General features: G+C 60.6%; 17 protein-coding genes. 9 read left to right on the top strand and 8 right to left on the bottom strand.

What is annotated here, in order from left to right; translation table 11 throughout:
• The first annotated feature begins 42 nt into the window (after positions 1–42).
• From betC to C7534_RS20730, 3 genes are all read left to right on the top strand, one after another.
• Positions 43–1,557, top strand: a complete 1,515-nt coding sequence (gene betC, locus C7534_RS20740) for a choline-sulfatase (protein ID WP_109786878.1) — start codon at positions 43–45, stop codon at positions 1,555–1,557.
• A gap of 16 nt (positions 1,558–1,573) precedes the next feature.
• Positions 1,574–2,494, top strand: coding sequence for a choline ABC transporter substrate-binding protein (gene choX, locus C7534_RS20735; RefSeq protein ID WP_046031015.1), 921 nt, complete (start codon positions 1,574–1,576; stop codon positions 2,492–2,494).
• Between the two features lie 171 nt (positions 2,495–2,665).
• Entirely contained in the window at positions 2,666–4,234 is a 1,569-nt protein-coding gene (locus tag C7534_RS20730) for a SulP family inorganic anion transporter (RefSeq protein ID WP_077430974.1), read from the top strand.
• Between the two features lie 103 nt (positions 4,235–4,337).
• Here C7534_RS20730 and aroE read toward each other — a convergent pair whose 3' ends face one another.
• Both aroE and hemF read right to left on the bottom strand, forming a co-directional pair.
• Positions 4,338–5,159, bottom strand: coding sequence for a shikimate dehydrogenase (gene aroE / locus C7534_RS20720; RefSeq protein WP_109786877.1), 822 nt, complete (start codon positions 5,157–5,159; stop codon positions 4,338–4,340).
• A gap of 13 nt (positions 5,160–5,172) precedes the next feature.
• A complete protein-coding gene (gene hemF, locus C7534_RS20715) occupies positions 5,173–6,087 on the bottom strand; it encodes an oxygen-dependent coproporphyrinogen oxidase (protein WP_109786876.1) in 915 nt (304 codons plus the stop codon).
• 179 nt (positions 6,088–6,266) lie between these two features.
• Here hemF and C7534_RS20710 point away from each other — a divergent pair, with 179 nt between their 5' ends.
• A complete protein-coding gene (locus tag C7534_RS20710; RefSeq protein ID WP_109786875.1) occupies positions 6,267–7,244 on the top strand; it encodes an NADPH:quinone reductase in 978 nt (325 codons plus the stop codon).
• 129 nt (positions 7,245–7,373) lie between these two features.
• Here the strand turns inward: C7534_RS20710 and C7534_RS20705 are convergent, their stop codons facing one another.
• The 3 genes from C7534_RS20705 to C7534_RS20695 all read right to left on the bottom strand — a co-directional run bounded on the left by C7534_RS20705 (position 7,374) and on the right by C7534_RS20695 (position 10,191).
• Positions 7,374–7,931: an L-threonylcarbamoyladenylate synthase gene (locus C7534_RS20705; RefSeq protein ID WP_109786874.1), complete on the bottom strand. Its 558-nt coding sequence runs from the start codon at positions 7,929–7,931 to the stop codon at positions 7,374–7,376.
• Positions 7,932–7,985: 54 nt separating this feature from the next.
• On the bottom strand, positions 7,986–9,086 hold the full coding sequence (gene dprA, locus C7534_RS20700) for a DNA-processing protein DprA (protein ID WP_109786873.1): 1,101 nt from the start codon (positions 9,084–9,086) through the stop codon (positions 7,986–7,988).
• Between the two features lie 79 nt (positions 9,087–9,165).
• Positions 9,166–10,191 (bottom strand): LysM peptidoglycan-binding domain-containing protein, encoded by a 1,026-nt coding sequence (locus C7534_RS20695; protein ID WP_046031000.1) that lies wholly within the window; start codon positions 10,189–10,191, stop codon positions 9,166–9,168.
• A 173-nt stretch (positions 10,192–10,364) separates the two neighbouring features.
• Between C7534_RS20695 and def the strand changes: the two genes are divergently transcribed.
• The 5 genes from def to C7534_RS20670 all read left to right on the top strand — a co-directional run bounded on the left by def (position 10,365) and on the right by C7534_RS20670 (position 15,050).
• Positions 10,365–10,871: a peptide deformylase gene (gene def / locus C7534_RS20690; protein ID WP_046030998.1), complete on the top strand. Its 507-nt coding sequence runs from the start codon at positions 10,365–10,367 to the stop codon at positions 10,869–10,871.
• A gap of 57 nt (positions 10,872–10,928) precedes the next feature.
• Positions 10,929–11,888, top strand: coding sequence for a methionyl-tRNA formyltransferase (gene fmt / locus C7534_RS20685; RefSeq protein WP_109786872.1), 960 nt, complete (start codon positions 10,929–10,931; stop codon positions 11,886–11,888).
• Positions 11,885–13,195, top strand: coding sequence for a 16S rRNA (cytosine(967)-C(5))-methyltransferase RsmB (gene rsmB / locus C7534_RS20680; protein ID WP_109786871.1), 1,311 nt, complete (start codon positions 11,885–11,887; stop codon positions 13,193–13,195). The genes fmt and rsmB overlap by 4 nt, the downstream gene beginning before the upstream one ends.
• Before the next feature lie 22 nt (positions 13,196–13,217).
• The gene (gene trkA, locus C7534_RS20675) at positions 13,218–14,594 is read left to right on the top strand and encodes a Trk system potassium transporter TrkA (protein WP_077430976.1); all 1,377 of its coding nucleotides are present in this window, start codon (positions 13,218–13,220) and stop codon (positions 14,592–14,594) included.
• 138 nt (positions 14,595–14,732) lie between these two features.
• Positions 14,733–15,050, top strand: a complete 318-nt coding sequence (locus C7534_RS20670) for a tetratricopeptide repeat protein (protein WP_177412261.1) — start codon at positions 14,733–14,735, stop codon at positions 15,048–15,050.
• Here the strand turns inward: C7534_RS20670 and C7534_RS20665 are convergent, their stop codons facing one another.
• The 3 genes from C7534_RS20665 to C7534_RS20655 all read right to left on the bottom strand — a co-directional run bounded on the left by C7534_RS20665 (position 15,051) and on the right by C7534_RS20655 (position 16,848).
• Complete coding sequence (locus C7534_RS20665; RefSeq protein WP_109786870.1) at positions 15,051–15,290, bottom strand: PilZ domain-containing protein; 240 nt, start codon at positions 15,288–15,290, stop codon at positions 15,051–15,053. It abuts the gene before it with no gap.
• A gap of 72 nt (positions 15,291–15,362) precedes the next feature.
• A complete protein-coding gene (locus C7534_RS20660; RefSeq protein WP_046030983.1) occupies positions 15,363–16,250 on the bottom strand; it encodes a lysophospholipid acyltransferase in 888 nt (295 codons plus the stop codon).
• 40 nt (positions 16,251–16,290) lie between these two features.
• A complete protein-coding gene (locus tag C7534_RS20655; RefSeq protein WP_046030982.1) occupies positions 16,291–16,848 on the bottom strand; it encodes a DNA-3-methyladenine glycosylase I in 558 nt (185 codons plus the stop codon).
• Between the last annotated feature and the right edge of the window lie 55 nt (positions 16,849–16,903).

Here is a 16,903-nt window from a genome sequence, read left to right as displayed (position 1 = left end):
AGCACTCTCGCATAAATATTCACTATGGAATGCCGCGATCACATGAAGCGCAAGAACATTCTTTTCATCATGGCCGATCAAATGGCCGCGCCAATGTTGCCGTTCTACGGTCCTTCGCCCATCAAACTGCCGAACCTGAGCCGCCTCGCCGCCGAAGGCGTGGTGTTCGATGCCGCCTATTGCAACAGCCCCCTGTGCGCACCATCGCGTTTTACCCTGGTCAGCGGCCAGTTGCCGAGCAAGATCGGCGCCTACGACAACGCGGCCGATTTCCCCGCCGATGTGCCGACCTATGCCCACTACCTGCGTCGACTCGGTTATCGCACGGCGCTGTCCGGCAAAATGCACTTTTGCGGCCCGGACCAACTCCACGGCTACGAAGAGCGCCTGACCAGCGATATTTACCCGGCTGATTACGGCTGGGCAGTGAATTGGGATGAACCGGACGTGCGTCCGAGCTGGTATCACAACATGTCGTCGGTGCTGCAAGCCGGGCCGTGCGTGCGCACCAATCAGCTGGATTTCGATGAGGAAGTGGTGTTCAAGGCCCAGCAATACTTGTTCGACCACATCCGCGAAGACGGCGACCAACCGTTCTCCCTGACCGTTTCGATGACCCACCCACACGATCCGTACACGATTCCCAAGGCTTTTTGGGATATGTACGACGACGCCGACATCCCGCTGCCCGAAACACCGGCGCAGACAGAACTCGATCCGCACGCCCAGCGCTTGCTCAAGGTTTACGACCTGTGGGACAAGCCATTGCCTGTGGATAAAATTCGCGATGCGCGCCGCGCCTACTTTGGTGCTTGCAGCTATATCGACAGCAACGTCGGCAAACTCCTGCAAACGCTTGAAGAAACAGGGCTGATCGATGACACGATTATTGTCTTCTCCGGTGACCATGGCGACATGCTCGGCGAACGCGGGCTCTGGTACAAAATGCACTGGTACGAAATGGCTGCGCGAGTACCGCTGCTGATCAATGCGCCAGGGCAGTTCGGGCCAGGGCGAGTCAGCGCGGCTGTTTCCACCGCCGATCTGCTGCCCACCTTCGTAGAACTGGCTGGCGGCTCACTGGAACCTGGCTTGCCGCTGGACGGTCGTTCGCTGGTTTCGCACCTGCAAGGGCAGGGCGGTCACGACGAAGTGTTCGGCGAATACATGGCCGAAGGCACCATCAGTCCATTGATGATGATCCGTCGCGGCGCCTACAAATTCATCTACAGCGAAGACGACCCTTGCCTGCTCTTCGACGTACACAACGATCCGCGAGAACAGGAAGAACTCAGCCAGTCACCACAACATCGTTCGCTTTTCGAAGAATTTCTTGCCGAAGCCCGGGCCAAATGGAACATCCCGGCGATTCACCAACAGGTGCTCGCCAGCCAGCGACGCCGGCGTTTCGTTGCCGATGCGCTGACCCTCGGCAAGCTGAAGAGCTGGGATCACCAGCCGCTGGTCGACGCCAGTCAGCAGTACATGCGCAACCACATCGACCTCGATGATCTGGAGCGCAAAGCACGTTATCCACAACCCTGCCAAAACCAATAATCTCAAGGGGAAGTCCATGCAAAAGTTATCCACAGCACTGACGGTCGGGCTGCTGGCTCTGGGCAGTGCATCGGCGTTCGCCGATCAGAGTTGCGAGACGGTAAAAATGGCCGACCCAGGCTGGAGCGACATCGCCGCGACCAACGCCATCACCGGGTTTTTGCTGGATGGCATGGGCTACAAGGCAAAAGTCGACACCCTCGCGGTGCCCATCACCTTCGGCGGCCTGAAGGATGGCCAGGTCGATGTGTTCCTGGGTAACTGGATGCCGGCCCAGCAGGGTTTTTACGACAAGTTCGTGGCCACCGGCGATGTCACGCAATTGGCGAAAAACCTCGACGGCACCGAATTTACCCTCGCGGTTCCGGATTATGTGTGGGACGCGGGTGTGCATAACTTTGCCGACCTGAACAAATACGCCGACAAGTTCGACCATAAAATCTACGGCATTGGCTCCGGCGCCCCGGCGAACATCTCGCTACAGGAAATCATCAAGAAGAATGATTTCGACATGGGCCAATGGAAACTGGTGGAGTCCAGCGAGCAGGCGATGCTGGCCGAAGTGTCTCGCGCCGTGAAAAAGCAGAAATTCGTGACCTTCCTCGGCTGGACCCCGCACCCGATGAACGTGCAGTTGAAAATGCACTACCTCAAGGGTGGCGAAAAGTATTTCGGTGACACCGGCAGCGTCCATACCCTGACCCGCAAGGGCTACGCCGAAGCCTGTCCGAATGTGGGTAAGTTGCTGACCAACCTGAGCTTCACCCAGGACATGGAGAACAGCATCATGGCCGAGGTGGTGAACAAGAAGGTCAGCAATGCGGAGGCGGTCAAGGCGTGGATCAAGGCCAATCCAGCGGTGCTGGATAAATGGCTCGATGGCGTGAAAACCGCCGATGGCAAGGATGCGTTGCCGGCGGTGAAAGCCAAACTCTGAACCCCCGCCACCGATCGTTCCCACGCTCTGCGTGGGAATGCATCCCGTGACGCTCCGCGTCACATCTCCAAGCGGACGCAGAGCGTCCATGGCGGCGTTCCCACGCGGAGCGTGGGAACGATCGGCGGCTAGTCCTGCTACCCTTGCGCAAAAACCCACCCGAGAGGACCCATGGCCTTCCCCAGCCGCCATTCACTCTTTCCCTTTCTCAGTTGGTTGCCCCGGCAAACCCGCGCCAGCGTTGGTCGTGACCTGATCGTCGGCCTCAGCGGCGCGATTCTCGCGTTGCCGCAGTCCATTGCCTACGCACTGATCGCCGGTCTCCCACCTGAATACGGGTTGTACGCGGCCATCATCCCCGTGTTGATCGCCTGCCTGTGGGGTTCCTCGTGGCATTTGATCTGCGGTCCTACAGCGGCGATCTCCATTGTCCTGTTCGCCAGCGTCAGTCCTCTGGCCGTCCCCGCGTCACAGGACTACATCACGCTGATTTTGCTGCTGACACTCCTGGCCGGCGTTTTCCAGTGGCTGTTGGGCCTGTTACGTTTCGGCGCCTTGGTGAATTTTGTCTCGCATTCCGTGGTGCTGGGTTTCACCCTCGGTGCGGCGGTGGTAATTGCCATCGGCCAGTTGCCGAACCTGTTGGGCCTGGACTTGCCCAGCCAGGCCACGGCGCTCGACAGTTTCCTGATGCTGTTCAAGCACCTCGGCGCCCTGGATAAACCGTCGTTGGCGCTGGGGCTGGCGACGGTTGTTGTCGGCGCGGTGCTGAAATCATTGCTGCCTCGCTGGCCGACGCTGTTGATCACGCTGGTCCTCGCCGGGCTGCTGGTGTGGCTATGGCCCTCCATGTTCGGCCATGTGAAATTGGTCAGCGCATTTGTCGGGCGCTTGCCACCCTTGAGCCCCCTGCCGCTGGATCTGGACCTTATCCTGCGTTTGCTGCCGAGCGCAGTGGCGGTGGGCATGCTGGGGCTGGTGACCAGCCTGTCGATTGCCCGCTCGTTGTCGGCCCGCTCCCAGCAGTTGCTCGACGCCAATCAAGAAGTTCGCGCCCAGGGCTTGTCCAACATTGTCGGTGCGTTTTTTTCCGGTTCGCTGTCCGCCGGCTCCTTCACCCGCTCGGGCCTGAGCTATGAAGCCGGCGCCTGCTCACCCATGGCCGGGGTGTTCTCGGCGGTGTGGGTCGCGCTGTTCGCCATCTTCGGCGCCGGGTTGATCGCCCACATCCCGATCCCGGCCATGGCCGGCAGCATTTTGCTGATCGCCTGGGGATTGGTGGACCATCGCGGGATTCGTGCCCTGTTGCGCGTCAGCCGTGCCGAATTCGCGGTCATGGCCCTGACCTGTGTCGCCACTTTGCTGCTGGAGTTGCAGACGGCGATTTATGCCGGGGTGCTCGCCTCGTTGTTCTTCTACCTCAAACGCACCTCGCAACCGCGCGTGCAGCATTCGCGCGATGGGGATGAAGACATTCTGCGGGTGGGCGGTTCGATTTTTTTCGGCGCCAGCCATTACCTGCAAGTGCGCCTGCAACGTCTGCACGGTGCGCGCGTCGTGATCGAGGCGCAGCAGATCAACTTCATCGATTACTCAGGGGTGGAAATGCTGCATCAGGAAGCGCGGCGGCTGCTCAAGCAGGATCGCAGCCTGACCCTGCGACGCGCGCGGCCGCAGGTGGTGGACGAATTGAGGAAGCTGGAAGGGGCCGACAAGTGCCCGATCCGGTTTGAAGACTGAAACACGCCTTTGTAGGAGCAAGGCTTGCCCGCGATAAACGATAACGCGGTATGCCTGAGACACCGCGGCGCCTGAATCGCGGGCAAGCCTTGCTCCTACAAAGTTATATGGCGAGCTGGCGGCGCAGTTCGGCCAGCACTGGCGCCGTATCCGGGCGCACACCGCGCCACAGGAAGAAGGCTTCTGCCGCCTGTTCAGCGAGCATGCCCAAACCATCCATCGACACCGCCGCGCCATGCTCCGTGGCCCAACGGCAGAACGAAGTCGGCTCCTTGCCATACATCATGTCGTAGCAAACGGTTTTGCCCGGCTCGATCAAGCTGCCGGCAATCGGCGGCACGTCACCCGACAGGCTCGCCGACGTCGCATTGATGATCAGGTCCACCGACTCTTTCAACCAGTCGAAACTACTGGCCGAGACCGGGCCCAGGTCTGCGAACAACTCCGCCAGTAACTCGGCTTTTTCCACGGTGCGGTTGGCGATCACCAAGGAGGCCGGTTGTTCGGCCAGCAACGGTTCCAGAGCGCCGCGCACTGCGCCACCCGCCCCCAGCAACAGGATGCGTTTGCCCTTGAGGCTGAAACTGGCGTTGACCGTCAGGTCCCGCACCAGCCCGGCGCCGTCGGTGTTATCGCCCAGCAGGCTGCCATCGGCGAGTTTGCTCAGGGTGTTTACCGCACCGGCCCGCTGTGCCCGCGCCGTCAGGCTATTCGCCAGCCGATAAGCCTCTTCTTTGAACGGTACGGTCACGTTGGCGCCGCGACCTTCGAGGAAAAATGTCCGGGCGCAGGTGGAGAAGTCGTCAAGTGGCGCCAGCAGCGTGTTGTAGTCCAGCTTTTGCGCGGTCTGCTCGGCGAACAGGCGATGGATCAGAGGCGACTTGCTATGGCCAATCGGGTTACCGAATACAACGTAACGGTCCATAAGAACTCCTCGTTCAGGCCTCGGCCAACCAATCGCGGTCTTGCAGGAAGTACTCGGTCAGGCGGGCTTCTTCGCTGCCTGGTTCGGCTTTCCAGTCATAGCCCCAGCGCACTTGCGGCGGCAGGGACATGAGGATCGACTCGGTACGCCCGCCCGATTGCAGGCCGAACAAGGTGCCACGGTCGTAGACCAGGTTGAACTCAACGTAACGGCCACGACGGAACTCCTGGAATTCACGTTGCCTGGCGGTGAACGCATCGTGTTTGCGGCGCTGCACGATCGGCAGATAAGCGTCGATGTACGCATCACCGATGGCGCGCATGAACGCGAAGCTGGTATCGAAGTCCCACTCGTTCAAGTCATCGAAGAACAGGCCGCCGATGCCGCGCGGCTCGTGACGATGCTTGATGTGGAAATAGCTGTCGCACCAGGCTTTGTAGCGCGAATAGACGTCCGGGCCGAACGGTGCGCAGGCCTGCTCGGCGACGCGGTGCCAATGCACGCAATCGTCTTCATTGCCGTAATAAGGGGTCAGGTCGAAGCCGCCGCCGAACCACCAGACCGGTTCTTCACCTTCTTTTTCAGCGATGAAAAAGCGCACGTTGGCGTGGGAAGTGGGTACGTGCGGGTTGTGCGGATGAATCACCAGCGACACGCCGAGGGCTTCAAAGCCACGCCCGGCCAGTTCTGGCCGATGAGCGCTGGCAGAAGGCGGGAGACCGCTGCCGAAAACGTGGGAAAAGTTGACACCACCCTTTTCAATCACTGCACCGTTTTCGATCACTCGCGTGCGACCGCCGCCACCGGCAGGCCGGGTCCAGGCGTCTTCGACGAAGCGTGTGCCGCCGTCTTCAGCTTCGAGGGCCGCGCAAATGCGGTCTTGCAGGTCGAGCAGGTAGGCTTTTACGGCCTCGGTGCGGGTCGTCATGTCATCACCTTGAATCGGGCAAAACTACGCGGCGCTCCATCAGAGCGGGGACCGGCGCAAATGGGCGCGTAGCATAACATCGCAGACAGGCCTGCCGCAGTTGACGAAGATCAGGGTTAGGAGTTCGATAGGGCGCTTCGCGCTACAACCCCAGTAGCTAAGACCTAAGGAGAGTTCTGATGGCCAAGCGTATCCAGTTCCGCGCCCATGGCGGCCCCGAAGTGCTCGAGTATGTCGATTACCAACCCGCCGAGCCCGGCCCGCATCAGGTCCGCGTCACCAACAAGGCCATCGGCCTGAATTTCATCGATACCTATTACCGCAGCGGCCTCTATGCGCCCCCCGCGCTGCCGTCAGGTGTGGGCTCGGAAGGCGCGGGCGTGGTCGAGGCGGTGGGCAGCGAAGTCACACGTTTCAAGGTTGGTGATCGCGTGGCTTACGGCAGCGGTCCGTTGGGCGCCTACAGCGACGTTCATGTGTTGCCCGAGGCCAATCTGGTGCTTCTGCCGGACGCCATCAGCTTCGAAACGGCGGCCGGGGTCATGCTCAAGGGCCTGACCGTGCAGTACCTGCTGCGTCAGACCTATGAACTCAAGGGTGGCGAAACCATTTTGTTCCACGCTGCCGCCGGTGGCGTAGGCTCCCTGGCTTGCCAATGGGCGAAGGCGTTGGGCGTGAAGTTGATCGGTACGGTCAGCTCGCCTGAGAAAGCCGCGCTCGCCAAGGCCAATGGCGCTTGGGCGACCATCGATTACAGCCATGAAAACGTCGCACAACGCGTGCTGGAACTGACTGACGGGAAGAAAGTACCGGTGGCGTATGACGGTGTCGGCAAAGACACCTGGCTGACATCGCTCGATAGCGTTTCGCCGAGGGGGTTGGTGGTGAGCTTCGGCAATGCGTCCGGCGCGGTGGACGGGGTGAACCTGGGGATTTTGGCGGCGAAGGGTTCGCTGTACGTGACCCGGCCAACGCTGGCGACTTATGCCAACAATGCCGAGAACTTGCAGCGCATGGCCGATGAACTGTTCGAGATGATCATCAGCGGGAAGCTGAAGGTGGACATCAGCCAGACGTTTGCCTTGGAAGACGCGGCGAAGGCGCAGACCGAATTGTCGGCGCGGCGTACGACGGGTTCGATAGTGCTGCGGCCATAAGACATTCGATGTCAGTCAGGACCTCATCGCGGGCAAGCCCGCTCCCACAGGTCCGAGTCGTACACAACTTATGTGAACGACCGAAACCTTGTGGGATCGGGCTTGCCCGCGATGAGCGATGACGCGATCTTAGTCCGGGCGCACAACGTGCCCGGTCGCGAGGTCTCGAATCACGCTCGGGTTCTTGCGCCCCCCCAGATTCCCGCCCAACACCAAATCCAGCTCTCCGCGGAAATACTGCTCCACGCGAAGCCGCGTGCGCGCCGCCGGCCGTCCCTGCGGGTTGGCCGAAGTCGACACCAACGGCCCGACAATGGCGCATAAATCCCGCACCAGCGGATGATCGCTGACCCGCAACGCAACGGTTTCATGCACTCCGGTGATCCACTGCGGCAACAGATTCTGATGCGGCACCAGCCAGGTGTTAGGCCCCGGCCAGGTACTGGCCATGCGGTCCATCCACAGTTCCGGGAAGTCTTCGAAGAGGAAGTCGAACTGACGAATGTTGTCGGCTACCAGAATCAGGCCCTTCTCCATAGACCGACCCTTGAGCATCAGCAGACGATACACCGCTTCTTCGTCCCACGGATCGCAACCCAGCCCCCAGACCGCTTCGGTCGGATAGGCAATGACCGCCCCTGCGCGAACGGCTTGCGCGGCTTGTTGCACACGCCAACTGTTGACCATGAAAAACTCTCCAGAATAAGGCTCTGCGCAGTTTACCGATCTTCCTTATAAAACCTAGCTCACCCGCGCAAACCAACGCCCGCTTTCGCAGATTGCGCGACCGTCCATCTCCAGCTCCGTCAGCGCGGCCAGCACTTTGGACAACGCCCAGCCACTGGAGACGGACAACGCCTCACTGGTGTGCGGCGCGGCGTGCAACAGTATGAGCAACGGATGGGTCACCGAGGGTTTCTCGCTGGATAACGGCAACCGCTGCCAGCCACGCAAGGCTTCGAGGATATGTTCGACAGTTTCCACCAGTATCGCACCGTCACGGATCAGCCGATGGCAGCCCTTGGCGCCTGGGTGATGAATCGACCCGGGAATCGCATAAACCTCCCGACCTTGCTCCCCTGCCAGTCTCGCCGTAATCAACGAACCACTGGCAACGCTGGCCTCGACCACCAGCACGCCGAGCGACAAACCGCTGATAATTCGATTGCGCCGGGGGAAGTTGCTGGCGGTAGGGCCGGCGTCCAGCGGGAACTCCGAAAGCACTGCGCTCCCCGACGCAATCATGGCGTCAGCCAGACGTCTGTTGCGCTGTGGATAAAACTTTTCAAGTCCCGTGCCAAGCACCCCGACCGTTCGCCCGCCCACATCCAGAGCGGCTTGATGCGCGGCGGCATCAATACCCAGTGCCAGACCGCTGGTGATGACAAAACCGGCCCCCGCCAGGCTGCGGGAAAACGCGGCGGCGGTGTCCATGCCCGGACGCGAGGCGCGACGACTGCCGACCATCGCCAGCTGCGGTTTCTCCAGAATCCCGGGATCACCTGCAACGAACAACAATGGCGGCGCATCACTGATTTCTGCGAGCAGCGCCGGGTAGTCAGGTTGGTCCCACATCAATAAATGCTGGCCTGGACGCTCTAGCCAGGCCAATGCGTGGCTGGCGCCATCACGTACTTCATTGGTACGGCGAGCTTCGGCGCACGCCAATGGCAAGCCCAGCGAACGCCAGGCACTGGCCGGCGCGCTGATGGCTTTTGAGGCCGAGCCGAAGGCTTCGAGCAGTTTTTTGAAACGCGCCGGGCCGAGTTCAGGCAAACGGTGCAAACGTAAACGAGCTTCCAGCTCCGCAGGGGACACCGGTGTAACAGCAGGCAGCGACATGGATCATCCTTGATCGTTATGAGCCCCGTCGAAACGGGAATAAGCTGTGGATAACTCTGTTGGTAACTTGTGGAGCAGGTTAAGGATTTCGCACCTTGTCCATGACGGCCAGTGAGCGCGAAGCGTTGAGCACAAGCCCGTAGCTGAGCTTGTCGTAAGTGCGGAAAACCATCAGCAGACCGGCGCGCTCATCGGGAATTTTCAGTGGCTGACCGGTGATCCGGTCGCGTACGGTTTCGCCGGTTTTCATCACCACCAGCACGTTGCCTTCGGCCAGGCCATCACGTTGCCCCTTGTTCAGCGTGACCACGTCCAGCGCGCCAATCTGCGTCACCCCTCGCGGCACATCGATGATCACCCCGTTGACCTGGGTTTTCGGTGCACTGGGCATAAAGGTCGAGTTGATCGAGCGTTCTTCGCCACTGAACAAGCGGTCACCGAGACGCACCTCTTGAGTCGTGCGTTGTAGCGCCAATGTCGCGACGTCGCCTTCGGTGGCGACAATTTCGCCGCCGCCGATGTCGTCGGCGTTGATCCCCAGGAACTCCTTGCTCTCGGGATCGGTGTAGACCTTGCCTTGGCGGAAAATGCCGTAGACCGGCTGGTTCGGGTCAAAGTGGCCACGGGCGAAGATGCGGTCGCCCATGCCGCTGAGCACGCGCTCCGCATCGCCGGCGACGATGTAAGGCGCCTTGTCGAAATCCTCGACCTTGTCGACGATGCGGTTGCTCAACAGAAAGCTGTTGATCGATCGCAGCGCAATGCTCGGGATGGCCTCGGCCACTGGCGAGCTGCGCACCTGTGGCGAGAGTTTGATGGTGCCGCGCGATGCCCCGCGATTGAGGGTCAGACGGGGCTGGCCGTTGACGTAGACCAGCGACAGTGAGTCGCCGGGGAATATCAGATTGGGGTTTTCGATTTGCGGATTAACCTGCCACAGCTCGGGCCATTGCCACGGCTGGCGCAGAAATTTTCCCGAGATGTCCCAGAGTGTGTCCCCCGCAACCACTGTGTATTGCTGTGGAAAACCTTCCTTGAGTTGCACTTGCCCGTGCGCCAAACCGGCCGAGGCCAGAAGGAGCAAGGCGAGTAGTGATTTCCTCATGCGGTGAATCCCTTTATTATGTGCGTTCGCGTAAAACGCCAGAGCCTTCGTGGCTCGCTCCCTTTTTCTTTCCTGAACAGAAAAAGAGAGCTACGTTTTACAACGGTAGCCTGCATCTTCGGACCCGCCAGGCCATCGACCCGACTTCCCTCACACGTGCAGCAATTGAGCTTATGGCCATTTTAAACATCCTCGAATTCCCCGATTCGCGCCTGCGCACTATCGCCAAACCTGTGGCCGTAGTGGACGACGAAGTGCGTCAGTTGGTCGATGACATGTTTGAAACAATGTATGAAGCGCCAGGCATCGGCCTCGCCGCGACCCAGGTCAACGTGCACAAACGCATCGTGGTGATGGACCTCTCCGAAGACCGCACCGAACCACGGGTGTTCATCAACCCCGAGTTCGAAACCCTGACTGACGAGATGGAGCAGTATCAGGAAGGCTGTCTCTCGGTGCCGGGCTTCTACGAAAACGTCGATCGCCCGCAGAAGGTCAAGATCAAGGCCCTGGACCGCGACGGCCAGCCTTACGAACTGATCGCCGAAGGCCTGCTCGCGGTGTGCATCCAGCATGAATGCGACCACCTGAACGGCAAATTGTTCGTCGACTATCTGTCCAGTCTCAAACGCGACCGAATCAAGAAGAAACTGGAAAAGCTCCATCGCCAGAACGCTTGATGCCCTCCTTTCAAAGGCTTGCTGCGGCAAGCCTTTTTCTTTTGCGAGACCTTCTATATGACTGAGCCACTGCGCATCGTCTTTGCCGGCACCCCGGAATTCGCCGCCGAACACCTCAAGGCCCTGCTTGACAGCCCTTATGAGATCGTCGCGGTTTACACCCAGCCGGACCGTCCGGCGGGCCGTGGGCAAAAGCTGATGCCTAGCCCGGTCAAACAGTTGGCTCAGGAAAACAACATCCCGGTGTTGCAACCGCCAACCCTGCGCAACGAAGAGGCTCAGGCTGAACTGGCCGCGCTCAAGCCGGACTTGCTGGTGGTGGTCGCCTACGGCCTGATCCTGCCGCAAGTGGTGCTGGATATTCCGCGCCTGGGTTGCATCAACAGCCACGCCTCGCTGCTGCCACGCTGGCGCGGGGCGGCGCCGATCCAGCGCGCCGTCGAAGCAGGCGATGCTGAAAGTGGCGTGACCGTGATGCGCATGGAACTGGGCCTGGACACTGGCCCGATGCTGCTGAAAGTCACCACACCGATCACCGCTGAAGACACCGGTGGTAGCCTCCACGACCGTCTGGCGGAACTGGGCCCACCGGCCGTGATTCAAGCCATTGCCGGCCTCGCAGCGGGCACGTTGGAAGTCGAAGTGCAGGACGACAGCCTCGCCACTTACGCACACAAATTGAACAAGGATGAAGCGCGCATCGACTGGAGCCGTCCGGCCATCGAGCTTGAACGTCTGGTCCGCGCCTTCAACCCATGGCCGATTACCCACAGCACACTGAACGGCGAAGCGCTGAAAGTGCTGGCCGCGAGCCTCGCTGAAGGAAAGGGCGCGCCAGGGGAAATTCTCAGCGCCAGCAAGGACGGTCTGATCGTCGCGTGCGGTGAGCAGGCGTTGTGCCTGAGCCGTCTGCAATTGCCCGGCGGCAAGGCACTGAACTTCAGCGACTTGTTCAACAGCCGTCGTGAGAAATTCGCGGTCGGCACCGTGCTCGGTCACACGGCGGACGCTCAATGAACCCGCGCCTGGCCGCCGCCAAGGCACTTGCCGCTGTTCTTAACGGAAAAGCCTCACTCAACAGTTCTCTGCCCACGCAAATGGACAAGGTGGAAGACCGCGACCGCGGTTTCACCCAGGACCTGGCGTTCGGCACCGCGCGCTGGCAGCCGCGTTTGTCGGCGCTGGCGGCCAAGTTGCTGCAAAAACCCTTCAAGGCTGCGGATGCCGACGTCGAGGCGCTGTTGCTGGTCGGCCTCTATCAACTGCTCTACACCCGCGTTCCGGCCCACGCCGCCATCGGTGAAACGGTCGGTTGCGCCGACAAGTTGAAGAAGCCTTGGGCCAAAGCCTTGCTCAATGCTGTGCTGCGCCGCGCCCAGCGGGAAAGCGAAGCGTTGCTGGCCGAGCTGGAGCACGACCCGGTGGTGCGCACCGCCCACCCGCGCTGGCTGCAAAAGTCTCTGAAAGCGTTCTGGCCGCAGCAATGGGAAGCCATTTGCGCGGCGAACAATGCGCATCCACCGATGATTCTGCGGGTCAACCGTCGTCATCACACTCGCGATGCTTACCTTGGGTTGCTGACCGAAGCCGGGATCGCCGCGACGCCGTGCGTGTACAGTCAGGACGGCATCATCCTGGAGTCCGCCGCCGATGTGCGCAGCCTGCCGGGGTTCGCCGAAGGCTGGATCAGCGTGCAGGATGAAGCGGCGCAACTGGCTGCCGACCTGCTCGATCTGGCGCCGGGCCAACGGGTACTGGACGCTTGCTGCGCACCGGGCGGCAAGACCTGCCACATCCTTGAAGCCGAACCGAAGCTGGCGGGCGTGGTAGCGGTGGACCTTGAAGCCAAGCGTCTGGTGCGGGTGCGGGAAAACCTCGAACGCCTGAAACTCAGCGCCGAGCTGATCGCCGCCGATGGCCGTGACACCGCCACCTGGTGGGATGGCAAACCGTTTCAACGCATCCTGCTGGACGCGCCGTGCTCGGCGACGGGGGTCATCCGTCGTCATCCGGACATCAAGTTGACTCGCCAACCCGACGACATCGCCGCGCTGGCGGTACTGCAAGGTGAACTGCTCGACGCCCTGTGGATAACTCTGGAAGTGGGTGGCATTCTGCTGTACGCCACCTGTTCCACACTGCCGACCGAAAACACTGAAGTCATCGAAGCCTTCCTCGCCCGTACGCCGGGCGCCCGAGAGCTGGACCTCGCCACTGCCGCTGGCATCAAGCAACCTCACGGTCGCCAGTTGCTGGCCCAGGAAGGCGGGCACGACGGGTTCTACTACGCCAAGCTGATCAAGATTGCCGCTGCGCGCGGTTAAACGGATTTAATGGAGTGACTGGATGAAAATCATCATCCTCGGTGCAGGGCAGGTCGGTGGTTCGCTGGCAGAACATTTGGCGAGCGAAGCCAATGACATCACGGTGGTCGACACCGACGGCGAACGCTTGCGCGACCTCGGTGATCGCCTGGACATCCGCACGGTGCACGGCCGCGGCTCGCTGCCGACGGTACTGCGCCAGGCCGGCGCAGACGATGCCGACATGCTGGTGGCCGTGACCAACAGCGATGAAACCAACATGGTTGCCTGTCAGGTCGCGCACACGCTGTTTCATACGCCGACCAAGATCGCTCGCGTACGCGAAGCCTCCTACCTTACGCGCGCCGACGAGTTGTTCGACAACGACGCGATCCCGGTGGATGTGCTGATCAGTCCCGAACAAGTGGTGACCAACTACATCAAGCGCCTGATCCAGCATCCAGGCGCCTTGCAGGTGATCGACTTCGCCGAAGGCAAAGCACAATTGGTGGCCGTGAAGGCGTATTACGGCGGGCCGCTGGTGGGTCAGCAACTGCGGCAATTGCGCGAACACATGCCGAATGTCGAAACCCGTGTCGCTGCGATTTTCCGCCGTGACCGGCCGATCCTGCCGCAGGGCGATACAGTCATCGAGGCGGACGACGAAGTGTTTTTCATCGCGGCCAAGGCGAATATTCGCGCCGTGATGAGCGAAATGCGCCGGTTGGATGAAACCTACAAACGCATCGTGATTGCCGGGGGCGGGCAGATCGGCGAGCGCCTGGCCGAGGCCATCGAAAGCCGTTATCAGGTGAAAATCATCGAGATGAACCCGGCACGCTGCCGTCATCTCTCGGACACCCTCGACAGCACCGTGGTGTTGCAGGGCAGTGCCTCCGACCGCGACTTGTTGATGGAAGAGAACATCGCCGACGCCGATATCTTCCTGGCCCTGACCAACGATGACGAAGCCAACATCATGTCCTCGTTGCTGGCCAAGCGCCTGGGCGCGAAGAAGGTGATGACCATCATCAACAACCCGGCGTATGTGGACCTGATTCAGGGCGGTGACATCGACATCGCCATCAGCCCGCAATTGGCGACCATCGGCACGTTGCTGGCCCACGTGCGCCGCGGCGATATCGTCAGCGTGCACTCATTGCGCCGGGGCGCGGCAGAGGCGATTGAAGCGATTGCCCACGGTGATGCGAAATCGAGCAAGGTGATCGGCAAGGCCATCGAGAACATCGGTTTGCCGCCGGGCACCACCATCGGCGCGATTATTCGTGATGAAGAAGTGATCATCGCGCATGACAACACCGTGATTGAAACGGGCGACCATGTGATTTTGTTCCTTGTGGATAAAAAGCATATTCGCGATGTGGAGAAGCTGTTCCATGTGGGGCTGAGTTTCTTCTGAGGTTTTAACTGATCGTTCCCACGCTCTGCGTGGGAATGCAGCCCGGAACGCTTCGCGTCCCTGCCGAAGCGGACGCCGAGCATCCATTGAGGCATTCCCACGCGGAGCGTGGGAACGATCACTGACTGAGGGGTAGTGCTGATGATCGAATCCCTGGAAAAAATGCTCGCCAAGGGTGTGGATAACTCATTGCTGCGCTTTGGCCTGGGCAAGGGTTATCTGGATCTTGGGGAAAACGCCAAGGCTGCCGAGCATTTCCAGCGCTGTGTCGAGTTCGATCCGAAGTATTCGGCGGCCTGGAAACTATTGGGCAAGGCCTGGCTGGCGCAGGAGGATTTCGCGGCGGCCCGGCAGGCGTGGGAACAAGGTCTGAATGCCGCTCGCGCCCATGGCGACAAGCAGGCAGAGAAGGAGATGACGGTGTTTCTGAAGAAGCTCGAGCGCAACGCGCACTGATCAGAGGTAGCGCAGGCCTATCCCGTCGGCATCCACCTGAATCACTTCCATGCGCACACGCGGCGCACCTGTGGGTAAGCCCTGCACCTGCCCATAGACCACCGCGCCCTTAGGCAACGACGACAGCCCCGGATGTTTGACGTAGACACCCGTGGTCGAAAGGTTGCGTGTCTGGCCCAGGCATTCACCGAAGCTTTCATGGCTGATTTTGATGCGAAACGATTTGCGGTGTTCGGACATCTGCTGCGCCCTTTAATGAACAGTTGTGGATAACCCAGGCTCGGGAATTATCCACAGATCATGCCAATCAACTCAATACCAGCGTTCTTCACCCGGTGGACGCTTCTTGAAGCGCTTCATACTCCACATGTACTGGCTCGGATACGCCCCGACATAACGCTCGACCACTTTACTCATGGCCGCACAGGACTCCGCTGTGTCGGTGCTGTACATGGCCTCTGGCGCGGCTTCCAGGATCACTTTGTAGCCCGAACCGTCCGGCAACCGCAGGGCATGCAGGAACACGCCGACCGCTTTGCCGCCGGCGAGCATGTTCGGCACGAACTTGCTGGTCAGCGCCTGGGTTGCGAAGAAGGGCACGAAAATTCCGGCGGATTCGGCCGGTTCCGGGTCAGCGGGAATGCCCACTGCACCACCTTTGCGCACTTCTTTGATGACGCTGAGGATGCCTTCCTTGGTGGAAGCGGCCACTTTGTTGCCAAGCTGTACCCGTTGCTTTTGCAGCAATTCATCCACAGCCTTCAACTTCGGTGGACGATAAAAAATGATCGGTTTGCACTGGCTGCAATAGAAGTGATTGAGCACTTCCCAGTTGCCCAGGTGGCTGGTGATGCCGACCACGCCTTTGCCGGAGGCGAGGGCGTCCTTCAATATGTCGAGGCCTTCGACTTCGCGCACCAGGTCAATGGAGCGCTGGGCCGGCCAGATCCACGCGCAGGCGCTTTCGGTCAGGGACTTGCCGATGTCCTTCAAGCTCTGGCCCACCAGGCGCTCACGCTCGGCCGGGTCCATCTGTGGAAAACATTTGGCGAGGTTGATCCGCACCACGTCGCGGGATCTGTTCGGGGTTTTCCACATGACCCAGCCAATCGCCGAGCCCACGGCCTGTACGGCCCGCCACGGAAGCAGGGCAAACAGCCGCAGAGCGCCTACCAGCAAGGCGCCTTTCAACTTATCCACAGGTCACTCCTGAATTTGTGCTGTGCGCGAGGCGGCTATTCTAACCGCCGTTCGCTAAAGTCGCGTAGCGATCGCAATCGCGGGTGTGGTCCATGACCATGCCCGAGGCCTGCATCAGCGCGTAGCAAATCGTCGGGCCGACGAACGTGAAGCCGGCCTTTTTCAGGCCTTTGCTCATTTCCACGGCGGTCGGCGTGACGGCCGGAACTTCGCTGCGATCCTTGAAATGATTGATCACCGGCGTACCGCCGACGAACGACCAGAGAAACGCCACCGGGTCCTCCAGCGCCAGCCAGGCCTGCGCATTACGCCGGGCCGCGTTGAGCTTGAGGCGGTTGCGGATGATGCCCGGGTCGAGCATCAATTCATCGATTTCCGCGTCGCTCATTTGCGCCACGCGCTGTACATCAAACCCAAACATCACCTGGCGATAATGCTCGCGTTTGCGCAACACAGTGATCCAGGAAAGACCGGCCTGGAACCCTTCGAGCAAAAGCAACTCGAACAATCCCTGCGCATCGCGTAGCGGCGTGCCCCACTCCTGATCGTGATAAGCCATGTACAGCGGATCTTCGGAACACCAAAAGCAGCGTGGCATAAGGCTCCAGGGGGCGTGCGCAGCAACGAATCGGGTATACTCCCGCTCTTTAAAT

The sequence above is a fragment of the Pseudomonas sp. OV226 genome, assembly GCF_003148705.1.
Lineage (GTDB): Bacteria > Pseudomonadota > Gammaproteobacteria > Pseudomonadales > Pseudomonadaceae > Aquipseudomonas.
This window is presented reverse-complemented; position numbering and strand designations above follow the sequence as displayed.